This is a genomic window from Edwardsiella ictaluri ATCC 33202, from assembly GCF_000264785.1.
In the GTDB taxonomy this organism is placed as follows: domain Bacteria; phylum Pseudomonadota; class Gammaproteobacteria; order Enterobacterales; family Enterobacteriaceae; genus Edwardsiella; species Edwardsiella ictaluri.
Map to the genome: position 1 here is coordinate 85,272 of NZ_AFJI01000064.1, position 13,792 is coordinate 99,063.

Annotated in this window: 12 protein-coding genes; 4 read left to right on the forward strand and 8 right to left on the reverse strand. The window is 59.3% G+C overall.

Annotation, left to right across the window (positions count from 1 at the left end; all coding sequences use genetic code 11):
• Position 1 precedes the first annotated feature (1 nt).
• Positions 2–565 carry a VOC family protein gene (locus EIEH_RS09820; protein ID WP_015870927.1) on the reverse strand — a complete coding sequence of 188 codons (564 nt, stop codon included), beginning with the start codon at positions 563–565 and terminating at the stop codon, positions 2–4.
• Between the two features lie 278 nt (positions 566–843).
• Between EIEH_RS09820 and argS the strand changes: the two genes are divergently transcribed.
• Positions 844–2,577 carry an arginine--tRNA ligase gene (gene argS, locus EIEH_RS09825; protein ID WP_015870926.1) on the forward strand — a complete coding sequence of 578 codons (1,734 nt, stop codon included), beginning with the start codon at positions 844–846 and terminating at the stop codon, positions 2,575–2,577.
• A 127-nt stretch (positions 2,578–2,704) separates the two neighbouring features.
• Here the strand turns inward: argS and murJ are convergent, their stop codons facing one another.
• The 3 genes from murJ to rimJ all read right to left on the reverse strand — a co-directional run bounded on the left by murJ (position 2,705) and on the right by rimJ (position 5,675).
• Complete coding sequence (gene murJ, locus EIEH_RS09830) at positions 2,705–4,243, reverse strand: murein biosynthesis integral membrane protein MurJ (protein ID WP_015870925.1); 1,539 nt, start codon at positions 4,241–4,243, stop codon at positions 2,705–2,707.
• 158 nt (positions 4,244–4,401) lie between these two features.
• Entirely contained in the window at positions 4,402–5,049 is a 648-nt protein-coding gene (locus EIEH_RS09835; protein ID WP_035609395.1) for a YceH family protein, read from the reverse strand.
• A 41-nt stretch (positions 5,050–5,090) separates the two neighbouring features.
• Entirely contained in the window at positions 5,091–5,675 is a 585-nt protein-coding gene (rimJ, locus tag EIEH_RS09840) for a ribosomal protein S5-alanine N-acetyltransferase (protein WP_015870923.1), read from the reverse strand.
• Positions 5,676–5,992: 317 nt separating this feature from the next.
• Between rimJ and mdtH the strand changes: the two genes are divergently transcribed.
• Together mdtH and EIEH_RS09850 are read left to right on the forward strand one after the other, a co-directional pair.
• Complete coding sequence (gene mdtH, locus EIEH_RS09845; RefSeq protein WP_015870922.1) at positions 5,993–7,201, forward strand: multidrug efflux MFS transporter MdtH; 1,209 nt, start codon at positions 5,993–5,995, stop codon at positions 7,199–7,201.
• A 172-nt stretch (positions 7,202–7,373) separates the two neighbouring features.
• The gene (locus EIEH_RS09850) at positions 7,374–7,937 is read left to right on the forward strand and encodes a lipoprotein (RefSeq protein WP_015870921.1); all 564 of its coding nucleotides are present in this window, start codon (positions 7,374–7,376) and stop codon (positions 7,935–7,937) included.
• Between the two features lie 98 nt (positions 7,938–8,035).
• Here the strand turns inward: EIEH_RS09850 and EIEH_RS09855 are convergent, their stop codons facing one another.
• Together EIEH_RS09855 and EIEH_RS09860 are read right to left on the reverse strand one after the other, a co-directional pair.
• Entirely contained in the window at positions 8,036–8,620 is a 585-nt protein-coding gene (locus EIEH_RS09855) for a TorD/DmsD family molecular chaperone (RefSeq protein ID WP_015870920.1), read from the reverse strand.
• A 48-nt stretch (positions 8,621–8,668) separates the two neighbouring features.
• On the reverse strand, positions 8,669–9,406 hold the full coding sequence (locus EIEH_RS09860; protein ID WP_015870919.1) for a phosphatase: 738 nt from the start codon (positions 9,404–9,406) through the stop codon (positions 8,669–8,671).
• A 510-nt stretch (positions 9,407–9,916) separates the two neighbouring features.
• Between EIEH_RS09860 and EIEH_RS09865 the strand changes: the two genes are divergently transcribed.
• Positions 9,917–11,230, forward strand: a complete 1,314-nt coding sequence (locus EIEH_RS09865) for a GGDEF domain-containing protein (protein ID WP_226092399.1) — start codon at positions 9,917–9,919, stop codon at positions 11,228–11,230.
• Here the strand turns inward: EIEH_RS09865 and ghrA are convergent.
• Both ghrA and EIEH_RS09875 read right to left on the reverse strand, forming a co-directional pair.
• Complete coding sequence (ghrA, locus tag EIEH_RS09870; RefSeq protein WP_015870917.1) at positions 11,224–12,165, reverse strand: glyoxylate/hydroxypyruvate reductase GhrA; 942 nt, start codon at positions 12,163–12,165, stop codon at positions 11,224–11,226. The two genes, EIEH_RS09865 and ghrA, sit on opposite strands and share 7 nt — an antisense overlap.
• A gap of 124 nt (positions 12,166–12,289) precedes the next feature.
• Positions 12,290–13,765, reverse strand: a complete 1,476-nt coding sequence (locus EIEH_RS09875; RefSeq protein WP_015870916.1) for a peptide MFS transporter — start codon at positions 13,763–13,765, stop codon at positions 12,290–12,292.
• Between the last annotated feature and the right edge of the window lie 27 nt (positions 13,766–13,792).

Below are 13,792 nucleotides of genomic sequence, written 5' to 3' on the forward strand. Positions count from 1 at the left end.
CCTAGCCACGCTCGCTGGCGACGATCTCACGCAGGGAATAGGGGTGGAATTTCAGGGTAGTAAGCCGATCGCCAACCGCCAGTGTCGGGTTCGGCAGCCGCTCTCCCTCACCACGGGGATGGCTGAAGGTCAGACGGATCCCCGGTGCCAGCAGAGCCTCATCCGGCAGCAGCGCCAGCGCCCGCTGGTGCAGCGTATCCGGTGGCCCCGCCAGCACCAGCTCAACGTGCTGCCACCCCTGATGCGGGTAGCATTTTTCCCCGGGATAGGGGAGCTCTACGCAGTCGATAAGCCAGGGACCTACCCGCAGCGGCTGCGCCAGATCAAACAGGCAGATCGGGCGTCCATTGATGGTATTCTCCGTCAGAAGCGTCCCGCAGCGCAAAAAGCCCCGCCGCCAGCGGTCAGCGGTCTCTGTCTGGTGGCAGCGCAGCGAAATATGATCCGCCGTAAAATGCGCCAGATCCAGCGACAACGCCGATGCCAGCTGCGCCAGCGCCTGCTCAAAGCGCACCAGATCCGCAGCCAGCTCACGCAGCTCATCAATATCGGCCAAACCGTTCATGTCCTTCTCCTCTTATCCCCAGTAGAGCGTTCCACCGCCGCACACGGCCAGCGAAGCCCCTTCGCGGCAGGTACTCTACCCTGCCCGGCACATAACATCCATCCGCCGCACCGGCCATCGAGGCTGCCGGTGCGGCGAATGCTGACGGCGGAGCCGATTTCCCCTATAATAACCGGCTGTTTTCCGCCGGGTGAAATGCCCCGGCGGTCATGATTCGGTTTTCACATTCACGACGCCGGCGCCGCGTGCGTCCGGTGCGAATAGCTTAAGGTAATCCCGTGAATATTCAGGAAATTATTTCAGATAAAGTCACTCAGGCGCTGGTTGCTGCCGGTGCGCCAGCCGGCAGCGAGGCCTTGGTCCGTCCCTCCGCGAAAGTCCAGTTTGGCGACTATCAGGCCAATGGCATTATGTCCGCGGCGAAAAAAATGGGCCTGCCTCCGCGACAGCTCGCCGAACAGGTCGTGGCCAATCTGGCACTGGATGGGATCGCCAGCAAGGTAGAGATTGCCGGCCCGGGCTTCATCAATATTTTCCTCGATGCCGCCTGGCTGGCCGCACAGGCCGACGCCGCGCTAGCCGATCCGCGCCTGGGCGTGGCCCGTGTCGAGCCGCAGACTATCGTCGTTGACTACTCCGCGCCGAACGTCGCCAAAGAGATGCACGTCGGTCATCTGCGCTCCACCATCATCGGCGACGCCGCCGTACGCACCCTGGAGTTCCTCGGCCACAACGTCATCCGCGCCAACCATGTCGGCGACTGGGGCACCCAGTTCGGTATGTTGATCGCCTATCTGGAAAAGGTGCAGGGCAGCAGCGAAACCGGCGACATGGCGCTGGCCGATCTGGAGGCCTTCTACCGCGAAGCCAAAAAGCACTACGATGAAGATGCGGCCTTTGCCGAACGCGCGCGCGGCTATGTGGTTAAACTGCAGGGCGGCGATGAATACTGCCGCGAAATGTGGCGCAAGCTGGTGGACATCACCATGCGTCAGAACCAGCGCAACTATGACCGTCTCAACGTGACCCTGACCGACGATGACGTCATGGGTGAGAGTCTGTACAACCCGATGCTGCCGGGGATCGTCGCCGATCTGAAGGCCAAGGGACTGGCCACCGAAAGCGAAGGTGCCACCGTCGTCTTTCTGAACGAGTTCAGGAACAAAGAGGGCGAGCCGATGGGGGTGATCGTCCAGAAGAAGGACGGCGGCTACCTGTACACCACCACCGATATCGCCTGCGCCAAGTACCGTTATGAGACCCTTGGCGCCAACCGTATCCTGTACTACATCGACTCCCGCCAGCATCAGCACCTGATGCAGGCCTGGACCATCGTGCGTAAGGCCGGTTATGTGCCGGACTCCGTCAGCCTGGAGCACCACATGTTCGGCATGATGCTGGGTAAAGACGGCAAGCCGTTCAAGACCCGTGCCGGTGGCACCATCAAGCTGGCCGATCTGCTGGATGAGGCCATCGAACGCGCCGCCAAGCTGATCGCCGCCAAGAACCCGGAGCTGAGCGGCGACGAACTGAAGGCGCTGGTGGAAGTGGTCGGTATCGGTGCGGTCAAGTATGCGGATCTCTCCAAAAACCGCACTACCGACTATATCTTTGACTGGGACAACATGCTGGCCTTTGAGGGCAACACCGCCCCTTACATGCAGTATGCCTATACCCGCGTCGCCTCCATCTTCAAGCGTGCCGGCATTGATGAAAATACCCTGCAGGGTGCCATTACGCTGACAGAAGAGCGTGAAAAGGCGCTGGCTACCCGCCTGATGCAGTTTGAGGAGACCATCCTGAGCGTCGCGCGTGAGGGGACTCCACACGTCATGTGCGCCTACCTGTACGAAGTCGCAGGCCTGTTCTCCAGCTTCTATGAGGCCTGCCCGATCCTCAACGCCGAGGAGGAGAGCGTGCGCGCCAGCCGTCTGAAGCTGGCCGCCCTGACAGCACGTACGCTGAAAACCGGCCTGGATACCCTGGGGATCAAGACGGTCGAGCGTATGTAACGCCACTGCCGAACCACAACGCTCGCCACCGCCGACGGCGGTGGCTGACGATTGATAGCAAAAAGCCACCTGCCCCGCAGGTGGCTTTTTTATGACCGCGATCGCGGGGCAGCAGCTGCCCCCGCGTTTACAGCACCGCGCTGCGGGTAAAGTCGCGCAGGCGGAACCCCAACAGGGCCAGCACCGCAAAGTAGCTGACCGCGCCGGCCACCACCAGCCCCGCCAGACGCAGCAGCCGATAAGGCATATTTCCGGTGTCCCACGCCGGCATCAGCCACATCATGCCAATCAGCACTGCCGTCATCACCAGCACCGCCAGCACCAGCTTACTCAGGAATTCCAGCCACCCCTTTTGCGGGGTGAACAGGCGCTGACGCCGCAGCTGCCAGTACAGCAGGCCGGCATTCAGGCAGGCAGCCAGGCCGATGGAGAGCGACAGCCCGGCATGCTTTAGGGGACCGATAAAGATCAGGTTCATCACCTGGGTCAGGATCAGCGTGATGATGGCGATCTTCACCGGTGTCTTGATATCCTGACGGGAGTAAAAGCCCGGCGCCAGAATCTTCACCATGATAATCCCGAGCAGACCGATAGAGTAGGCCACCAGTGCCCGCTGGGTCATCGCCGCATCGAAGGCGCTGAATTTACCATACTGGAACAGCGCCACCGTCAGCGGCTTCGCGATCACTCCCAGCGCCACGGCGCAGGGCAGCGCCAACATAAAGCAGAGGCGCAGCCCCCAGTCCAGCAGACGGTTATAGTCGTCCAAGCGGCCAGATGAGAAGCTTTTGGCCAGCGACGGCAGCAGGATAGTCCCCAGTGCAACACCCAATACCCCCGACGGCAGCTCCATCAGACGGTCGGCATAGTACATCCAGGAAACGGAGCCAGAGACCAGGAAGGAGGCAAAAATCGTATTGATAATCAGCGAGATCTGACTGACAGAAACCCCGACAATCGCCGGCCCCATCAGCTTGAGCACCCGCCATACCCCGCGATCGTGCAAATTGAGACGCGGCAGCACCAGCATACCTATCTTCTTCAGGTGCGGCAGCTGGTAACCCAGTTGCAGCACGCCGCCCATCAGTACGGCCCAGGCCAGCGCCAGGATCGGCGGATGGCAGTACGGCGCCACAAACAGCGCAAAGCCGATCATGCTGACGTTCAGCAGCGTTGGCGCAAAGGCCGGTACCGAAAAACGGTTCCAGGTATTCAGCACCGCGCCAGCCATCGAGGCCAAGGAGATCAGCAAGATATAGGGAAAGGTAATGCGCAGCAGTGCGCTGGTCAGCGCAAACTTGTCCGGCGTATCGGCGAAGCCGGGCGCAGTGGCATAGATAACCCAGGGGGCCGCCAGCATGCCGAGCAGCGTCACCAGCGCCAGGATCAGGGTCAGTAGACCGCTGACGTAGGCGATAAAAGTCTGCGTCGCCTGCTCGCCCTGCTGGTTTTTATACTCCGCCAGGATCGGCACAAAGGCCTGGGAAAAGGCGCCCTCAGCAAAGATCCGCCGTAGCAGGTTGGGCAGCTTAAAGGCCACAAAAAAGGCATCGGTCGCCATTCCGGCGCCAAAGATCCTGGCGACCAGCGCGTCACGGGCAAACCCCAGCACACGCGAAAAGAGGGTCATTGAGCTGACCGCAGCCAGTGATTTAAGTAAATTCATCAGTTCATCGTCAGGGTTGCGGCCCCGCCGCTGACGGCGGGGGAAACAGGCCAACTAGTCTACTTATCCCATGATGAATAGCCAGCGCAGGATGTAATAAAAGGCGGGTTCTCCGCCCGTCGGACGATTAATGCAGCACGGCGCGGCCGGAAGCGCGGCTACGACGGTTGAGCATCGCCCAGCAGGTGGGCCAACTGCAGCCTCAGCGCGGCGACATCGGCCTCCAGAGCGGCCACCCGCTCACCGAGCCCCTCCGGCGCGGCGGACGACACCGGCGGTAATGCATCCGCCGCCACGTCGCCGCAGAACAGATGCGCGTAGCGGCTCTCCCGTCGCCCCGCCTCACGCGCCAGGCGCTGCACAAACGGCTCATCCTCACGCTCCGCCAGGCGATTGAGCGCCTGCTCCACCCCGGTAACATCGGCAAAAGCATACAGACGGTTACAACGGGTGCGTAGCTCACCCGGCGTCTGTGGACCACGCAACAACAGGCTGCACATCAGCGCAACCTCCGCCGCACTGAAGCGCAAATCGCCAAATTCAGAGTTGCAGAAGCGATGTTCGTACTTCATCACCCGGCTACCCGGTGCATTCACGCTGCGGATCTGGTGCTTACGGATCAGCAGATCCAGCGCGTTTTGTACCTCGCTCTCGCTCAGTTCCAGTACCGGTTCACGGTTGGTTTTCTGGTTACAGGCGGTGGTCAGTGCGTTGAGCGACAGCGGATACTGCTCTGGCGTCGTGATCTGCTTTTCCAAAAAGCAGCCGATAACGCGTGCTTCCAGCGGGGAAAGAATATGTTTAATCATGTGGAAGTATCTCCAGGACATTCATCCATTCTGCGGTGTCAGCGCCCAGCGGTCCACTCGGGATCCGTCAGGGCAGTCAAGACATGATCCTGCCATTTCCCATTAATTAACAGGTAGTTTTTGGCATATCCCTCTTTTTCGAATCCCAGGTGCTGCAGCAGGGCACCGCTGCGCCGGTTATGCGGCATATAGTTGGCCATGATGCGGTGCATATGCTGCTGACGCTGCATATAGCGGATCGCCGCCTGAAGCCCTTCATACATCACTCCTTGCCCCTGCCACCGGGCCGCCACCGAATAGCCCAGAAAGCAGGCGTGAAACGCACCGCGCAGCACATTGCTGAAGTTCGCAACCCCGCGGATCTCTTGCTCATCGTGGCCCAACAGGATGAAATAAAACGCACCACCCTGCTTTTGCAGCTCACGGATCATCGACAGTCTGGCTTGCCAGCCAGACGGGTAGCAGTGGCTCTCATCGCGGATCGGCTCCCAAGGGCGCAGAAAGTCGCGGTTTTCCGCATAGTAATCGGCCAGCTGATACGCATCGCGTTCGTTGACCAGCCGCACGATCAACCGATCCGTGGTCAGGCGAACCCTGGGGCCCGCATTGCCATAGCCAAACATGAATCCCTCCGTGTGCATTGCAGTCATCGAATGGTACCGGCCCCTTAGTGGTCCCCGGCGCTGTATCGATGACTATAACCTCTCTGTCCATGGCCGGTAAGCCATTGACTGACGTTATAATATACAAACGCACGCCATGCTCAGTAATTTCTCCCGGATCTGCTGGTCACTTAACGCTATGTTCCGCTACTTGTCATCCAGACAATACAATTTACTGTTTATTCGTCAAATCTATCATTTACCTGTCATTGCTTTCGTAAAACGGCGAAAATGATCACACTCTATACTATCGCTTCACTCGCGCTCAATGGTGGAACATGTCGCTGGTATTACAGGCCAGGCGATCGGGAAAATACTTTCTACTGATCGATAATCTACTGGTCGTGCTGGGCTTCTTTGTCGTTTTTCCCCTCATCTCCATCCGCTTTGTCGACCAGTTGGGCTGGGCCGCCCTGATCGTCGGCATCGCCCTCGGCCTGCGCCAGCTGCTGCAGCAGGGGCTGGGGATCTTTGGCGGGGCGATCGCCGATCGCGTCGGTGCCAAGCCGATGATCATCAGCGGTATGCTGCTGCGCGCCGCCGGATTCGCCACGATGGCCGTCGCCAGTGAACCGTGGATCCTCTGGGCCTCCTGCACCCTTTCCGCCCTGGGTGGCACGCTGTTCGATCCCCCGCGAACCGCGCTGGTGATCAAGCTCACCCGCCCCCATGAGCGCGGCCGCTTCTACTCCCTGCTGATGATGCAGGACAGCGCCGGCGCGGTGATCGGCGCCCTGATCGGCAGCTGGCTGCTGGCCTATGACTTCCACTACGTGTGCTGGGCCGGCGCCGCCCTCTTTGTGCTGGCCGCCGCCTGGAACGCCTGGCTGCTGCCGGCCTACCGTATTTCGACCATCCGGGCGCCGGTGCGTGAAGGCATGCTGCGCGTGGTGCGCGATCGGCGTTTTTTGACCTATGTGCTCACCCTCACCGGTTACTATATGTTGGCGGTTCAGGTCATGCTGATGCTGCCGATCATGGTCAACGACATCGCCGGCGGGCCGGGCGCGGTGAAATGGATGTACGCCATTGAGGCGGCACTGTCGCTGACCTTGCTCTATCCCATCGCCCGCTGGAGCGAAAAGCGTTTCCGTCTGGAACAGCGCCTGATGTTCGGCCTGCTGCTGATGACCCTCAGCCTGTTTCCCCTGGGGCTGAGCACCACGCTACAGTCGCTGTTCGCGCTGATCTGCTGCTTCTATCTCGGCTCAATCATCGCCGAGCCGGCACGCGAAACCCTCAGCGCCTCGCTGGCCGATGCCCGGGCGCGCGGCAGCTACATGGGCTTTAGCCGCCTCGGGCTGGCGCTGGGGGGAGCCCTCGGCTACACCGGCGGCGGTTGGATGTATGATATGGGGCGCAGCATGAACATGCCTGAGCTCCCCTGGGCACTTCTGGGGATCATCGGTATGCTGACGCTGGCCCTGCTCTACTGGCAGTTTTCACTGCAGGTGCCCTGCGCCACGCACCAGCCCCGCTCAAGCTAACGCGGCAGCGGAATTCGGTCTTATCCGATCCCCGCCGCAGTCCCAACTATTTATGCTGTAACACTCGTACTGCGTGGCGCTTCATCCCGTTACAGTGGTTTTTCCCCGCGGTTATCTGTGTCACAATCAACGTTTTATGTATCGGGTTGTTCCCGTCGCCGAGGCTTTATTCATGAGAAAACTATGGTTTACCGCTGCAGTTCTGGCCGCCGGTCTGGTGCTGACTGCTTGCAATAAGCTGACCAGCTACAGCATCAGCGAGCAGCAGATCAACACCTACCTGGATAAGCACAGCCAATTTGAAAAACAGATCGGAGTCCCCGGCCTGGTCGATGCCCGCATCACGCTGAATCAGCTCAGCAGCCAGATTGGCCGCAGTGAGCCCAATACCATTACGCTGAGCGGCCACGCCAACGTCGCCATCAGCTCCATTCTGGGCCCCCAACAAAGCGAACTGCAGCTGACGCTGCGCGCCAAGCCGGTATACCAGCGCGATGAAGGCGCCATCTATCTGCGCGATTTAACCCTGGTGGACTATAAGGTGCAGCCGGAAAAAATGGAGACGCTGATGAAAGCGCTGGTACCTTACCTGAACCAGTCCCTGCGCAGCTATTTTGATCAACAGCCGGCCTATGTTCTCAACCCGGAGAAGAGTAAGACCGAGGCTATTGCCCGTAAGCTGGCCAAAGGGCTGGAGGTGAAGCCCGGTGAGCTGGTGATCCCGCTGACCGACTGATCTCAGGTCATGCAGCGCATCCCCTGCAGTAAAACGGCGCCATATGGCGCCGTTTTTTGTCTCTGCCCCCGGTACTGCGGGGGATATCGATTACCCCGTCAGGCAACCCCCTCCTCCTCATCGCCTGCGGTACCCTCTTCGTCCTCTGCCAGATCGTCGCGCAGCGCCTGCAGCGCCTCACGGGTCAGCTCCGCCAGCGTACGGTAAAACGGCGTGCGGGCATGGGCCTCGACCTTGCCCAGGAACTGGGCAGCCCACGGCATCAAATACACATCGAACAGGCTGGCCTGGGCCAACACCTCATCACGCTCTCCCTGGTCCTCCAGCCAAGAGGCCGCCAGCAGCAGCTGGCCAAAGCTGTCCGCTGCTCCGGCCCCCAGCGGCATGCCGCGCTGCAGCAAAAAGTCGCGCACCTGCTGCTCCCCGGCATCCGCCACATAGGCGCTGCGCCCAGTTGCCACGGCACCCTCGGCGGCAAACAGCCCCAGGTAATCCTGCGCCAGCGCGCCGCGATCGCCTGCGCCCGCCTGTAAGCGTGTCAGCAAGGCATCCTGCTCCAGTGGCCAGTACTGCTGCAGCTGATTATTCTGTAGCAGGGTAAACAGCGGATCCAGCAGGGGATCCTGAGGCTGACGGGCAAACAGAGAGCCCAGCAGGCGACACACAATGGAAAAATCGTTCATATCCGTTCCTGATCAATAGCGTAAAAGTGACATTGTCATCACTACGCATCACCAATCGGCAAATTCAGGGATCACCGGTCTGCCCCGCCGTTGCAAAAAGTCCAGCACCCGCCGCGGTGAGGCGTTCAGCACCCGCTCCGGCGGGAAGTTTACCTCATTCAGCACCCGGATACAGTGGTTAAAATTCCCCATATCAAACGCGATATGGGCATCCGATCCCAGGGAGAGCCAGCCGCCGGCGTCGCGCACCGCCGCGGCGATCGTCCGGCAGTTATCGGCGCTGCCCGCACGCGAGTGGCTAAACGAGGAGTTATTCAGCTCCAGCGCCACGCCATGCTCGGCGGCAGCGCGGGCCACCGCGGGAATATCCAGCGGATACTTGGGATTGCCGGGGTGCGAAATAATATCCGCCTCGCCGCGGGCGATCGTCGCCAGCAGCGCCTCGGTATGAAACGCGCGATCGACCGGCGCCAGCACCGGCTCATGAAAGCCGGCAATGACCACGTCCATCTCAGCCAGCATGCGCCCATGACAGTCGATATCCCCCTGTCGGCTCTTGATGTTCGCCTCAATCCCGCGCAGTATGCCGACGCCGTTTACCGTCCGCGGCCAGACGCGCATATTCATAAAGTGCCAGGGATGCGGGGCATCAGCCATCTCCGGTCCATGATCGGTAATCGCAAACAGACGCAGGCCGCGTGCCACCGCCTGAGCGATATAGTCATGCAGCGTGCTGTAGGCATGGGTACTGGCCACGGTGTGCATATGCAAATCGACAGAATACATAAACCTCTCACCTCTCATTGAGTCTGCATCGGATCGCCTCGGCAGCACACCCCCGCCTGCACTCCATTACGGGTCATGGCATCGACGCCCTGTACTGTGGTGGGACACGGCAATACTGTAACAAAGATCCCTCGCTGCTTCAGCCGCTGTGCAGGATGTACCGGCTCTATCGGATTCTCCCTGATCGATCGTCGCACCTGGACAGGGCAGACGTTAGCATGCCATCCATTACATTAATTACTATATAACGCCATACCAAACCGCTTATTGAAAAAATTGTCACTGTATGATTTTTGCTTTACCATGCGCCTCTCGCAATAGTCCTATTGGTTGGATCCCGTTACCGCTGGTAGCGGCTCGCCAACGCTAGCGCAAGATCACTGTCTTTATCAGGAGCGTGGAATGGTTCTGGAAAGGACTTTACGCAGAGCCGTAGCCGGTCTGTTTGTTATTTTATTTATCAGTTCCGGCGCTTTGGTTATTTATAGCAGCGCCCGTGAATGGCAGAATATGCGTCTGGTAACATCTGCCATTGTCAATGGCATTTCAAAAAACCAGTTGGACAATGATAACCGCAATATCCAACGACGCAGTAGAATTATTGAATATGCCTCTAAGAAAGGCAGCCCAATCCCCGACCTGTTTTCCGTCGCCCGCGATCTACACTGGGGCAACAGTGTTTATCTGCTGGATGGCGAACACCTGCGGCTGTTGGATAAAAACGCCCATGACTGGCTCTCTGATGACAAAAAGCAGCGGCTGATCGCGCAGATGCGCGAACACCAGCAGCGTCAATGGTATGGTCATCTGGATCGGGGCGAGACTGTGTTACCCTATTTGAAATATACCGCCGGTGACGGAAAGGTCATGCTATTCCTTGTGGATATTTATGGTCTGAGAAAGGTATTAGATCAGCACAGCGCCACCACCCCGATTTATCTGTATCTGTTTGACGACGACAATAAACTCATCACCCGTTCTACCAATGCACCGCAGCTGCTGCCAGACAGCATCCGTGGTGAAAATCTGTGGCATAACAGGCCATTGGAAATAAAGGTCACCCAGCAGAACGAAGTGCTTAACGGAAAAAAGGCAACACTGGTCGGCTATATTCCGGTCACCTATCTGTTAAAGCTGATTGGCTTTAACCTACTCTATTTTATTCTATCATTTGGCTGCGCCATTTTTTTCCTGCGCTATTTTTATAAAAAAATCAAGCGTGAAATAGAACGCGAGCGAGAGGAGTTTCTTTCCGGTAAAACGCCATCACGCCGAAACGGTCTCTTTTTTAATGACGCTGTCAAGCGGCGCGTCGAGCTGGACAAAAAGGCGCTGCTGCGCGATCCACTGACCAAGCTGTATAACCGGCGCAAGTATGATTATGACATCGCCCAGCGTCTCTATCAGCAGCAGCCATTTTACCTGCTGCTGCTGGATCTGGATGCCTTTGGCCAGGTAAACGATGATCTGGGACAGGATGAGGGCGATCGCCTGCTGGCACAGCTGGCGGCGGCCTTCGCCCGCCGTCAGGAGGGCTGGCGCTTTTACCGCATCGGCGGCGATGAATTTGCCGCCCTGCTCGATAAGAAATGCGTACCGGACATCAGCGCGCTGGCGCAATGCTGCAACGCGCTACTGAGCGAGGCCGAACGCTACGGCGCACGGCTTAGCATCGGCGCCAGCGACAGCGACGAGGCCAGCGAACTGCTGGTTCTACAGACCCTGGCGGACAATCGGCTGTATATCAGCAAGCACCGGGGCAAACACTGCGTTACCCTGCCGCCCCGACGGGCGGAGGGCGCGCCGCCCCCGCCTCATCAGTAGCCACGCGCGACGTCAACCCCCCCTTCTGGGCGCCGCCCGGCCTCGATCGCATGGATATTATCGGCAATATAGTCCATCGCCACCTGCGGCAGGGTGATCGCCGCGATATGCGGCGTCATGGTCACCCGCGGATGCTGCCAGAACGGATGATCCGCTGCCAGTGGCTCCTGATCGAATACGTCCAGCGTTGCCGCCGCCACCTGACCATTATCCAGCGCCGCCAGCAGCGCATCTTGATCCAGATGTACCCCGCGGGCCAGATTGATGATATAGGCGCCGGCCTTCATCCGGGCAAACAGGGACTGATTCAGTATGCCCACGGTCTGTGGCGTGTTCGGCAGTAGGTTAATCAGCAGCTGCAACCCCTGCAAAAAGGCAGGCAGCTGCCCACTGCCATAAAAGCTTTGCACCTGCGGATAATCCTTCACCGTGCGACTCCAGCAGCGCACCGGCATGCCAAAGGAAGCCAGGCGACGCGCCACCCTTCCCCCCAGAACACCGGCGCCGAGCACCCCCACGCTAAACGTACCAGCCTCATGAGGTGTCAGATAACGCCAGATCCCCTGACGCTGCTGCAACGCATACTCATCAAAGCGGCGGAAATAGCGCATCACCGTCGCGACGGCGTACTCCTCCATCTGCTGGGCCATTCCGGTGTCCTCCAGACGCACCAGCGGCACGCCCGCCGGCAACATCCCGGGATGCGCGCGCGCCTGCGACAGAATGGCATCCACGCCCGCGCCAAGGGCAAATATGGCACGCAGCCCCTGACGCTGAGCCAGCATCTCATAGGGGGGCTGCCAGACCAGCGCATAGTCGGCGGACCGGTTATCGCCCGGCTGCCACTGGCGGATATCGGCCTGCGGCAGACGCTGGCGCATACCGTCAAGCCAGGTCTGGGCATTAAAAAAAGGGTGGTAGTAGATGATCTCCATGTCGGCCTCCTGATCGTGTTGACGACGCTCTCCACCGTTTGCCTCGCGGATAAAAAAACGGCGAATACCCTTTTGTCAGGATCTCCGCCGTCTGTCAACGTCAAGCGCCACTATTGCCTATCGCTCAGGTGGCTGACCTCTTGCTATAGGCAATCAGCCGGCGCAGCAGCGGCACCAGCAGCACCAGGATCACCCCGGTAGCGATAGAGCCCCAGCCCAGTTCATTAAACACCGCGCTGTAGCCCGGGTTGGTTTCCAGCGGCGTATTGCCGCTGTTTTGCGGCATCAGCCCGGAGACATAGCCCGCCAGCACGGAGGCGACCCCGGTCACCATCATCCAGCATCCCATCATCATCCCCTGCAGACGGGCGGGAGCCAGCTTACCTATCATGGCGTAGCCGATCGGCGAGATCAGCAGCTCTCCCAGGCTTTGCAGCAGATAGCTGATGGCGATCCATTTAAATGCGACCAGCCCGTTGGCACCGGCCAGCGAAATTCCCAACGGCAACACCAGCATCCCCAGCCCCATACAAAACAGCGAGGCGGCAAACTGAGAGGGGATATCGATACGCAGACCGAGCTCACGCAGGTACTTAAACAACCAGGCCATCAACGGACCGCCAATGACGATCACCAGCGTATTGATATTCTGGAGCCACTGGGGCGCGATCCGCCAGCCGTAGACGTTCAGATCGATGTTATGTTCAGAGAACAGCATCAGCCCCATCGGCGCCAGCTGATACAGCGACCAGAATACCAGCGACCCCAGCGCCAGGATCAGGTAGGCCACCATGCGGCGACGCTCATCCGCCTGACGGTGACGCGCCGTCATTACACACAGCAGCGCGAAAACCAGGATCCCCAGCAGGATCACAAAGTTGCTGCTGAAATCAGCGTGAGTCAGCAGTATTCGCAGCACCGGCACCAGCAGCACCAGGATCAGCAGCCCCACCAGCATCCGCCGATAGAAGGCGCGGCCGCGTATCTGACGCAGTGGTGTATTGATGTCGGCCAGAATACGCCAGCGGGACAGGGTCACTACGATCGCCACCGCATTACCCAGCGTGGCAAACAGGAACAGTGCCCGATAATTCTCCGTCAGCTGGAAATACCCCGCCACGGAAAAGCCGATGAAAAAGCCCAGATTCATCCCGGCATAGTTCCATAAAAACGCACTTTCCCGTCGGTTATCGTCCGGCGCAAAACGCTGGGTCAACATCATATTGATACAGGTCACATTCAGCCCGCTGCCGGTCAGAAACATAGCCAGTCCCCAATACAGGCCGCTCACCCCCATCTCAGCGATCAGATAACAGCCGATCACCTGCAACACCATCCCCAGCACAAACAGGTTACGGTTACTGAGACAGCGCCCGCCCAAATAGCCGCCGAACAGATGCAGGCCATAGTTAAAGGCGCCAAAGATCCCCATCATGGCGTTAGCCTGCGTCTCGCTGAATCCAAGACGTTTCGTGGCATACAGCACCAGGGTGGAATAGAGCACGGCAAAGCCGAGCGTGGCAAACGTTTGAATAAAAAACAGCGCACCGGTTCCCGATGGGACGGCGCCTTGGTGAGAGGGAGGGGTTGAAGCGCTCACCGCTTTTCTCCTTGAACGAAAGGGCTG

What these genes read in the sequence shown, in the direction of transcription:
- EIEH_RS09820 (WP_015870927.1), bottom strand. Translation starts at nt 565, where the DNA reads ATGAACGGTTTGGCCGATATTGATGAGCTGCGTGAGCTGGCTGCGGAT.
- murJ (WP_015870925.1), bottom strand. Translation starts at nt 4,243, where the DNA reads ATGAATTTACTTAAATCACTGGCTGCGGTCAGCTCAATGACCCTCTTT.
- rimJ (WP_015870923.1), bottom strand. Translation starts at nt 5,675, where the DNA reads ATGTTTGGCTATGGCAATGCGGGCCCCAGGGTTCGCCTGACCACGGAT.
- mdtH (WP_015870922.1), top strand. Translation starts at nt 5,993, where the DNA reads ATGTCGCTGGTATTACAGGCCAGGCGATCGGGAAAATACTTTCTACTG.
- EIEH_RS09850 (WP_015870921.1), top strand. Translation starts at nt 7,374, where the DNA reads ATGAGAAAACTATGGTTTACCGCTGCAGTTCTGGCCGCCGGTCTGGTG.
- EIEH_RS09855 (WP_015870920.1), bottom strand. Translation starts at nt 8,620, where the DNA reads ATGAACGATTTTTCCATTGTGTGTCGCCTGCTGGGCTCTCTGTTTGCC.
- EIEH_RS09860 (WP_015870919.1), bottom strand. Translation starts at nt 9,406, where the DNA reads ATGTATTCTGTCGATTTGCATATGCACACCGTGGCCAGTACCCATGCC.
- EIEH_RS09865 (WP_226092399.1), top strand. Translation starts at nt 9,917, where the DNA reads ATGCGTCTGGTAACATCTGCCATTGTCAATGGCATTTCAAAAAACCAG.
- ghrA (WP_015870917.1), bottom strand. Translation starts at nt 12,165, where the DNA reads ATGGAGATCATCTACTACCACCCTTTTTTTAATGCCCAGACCTGGCTT.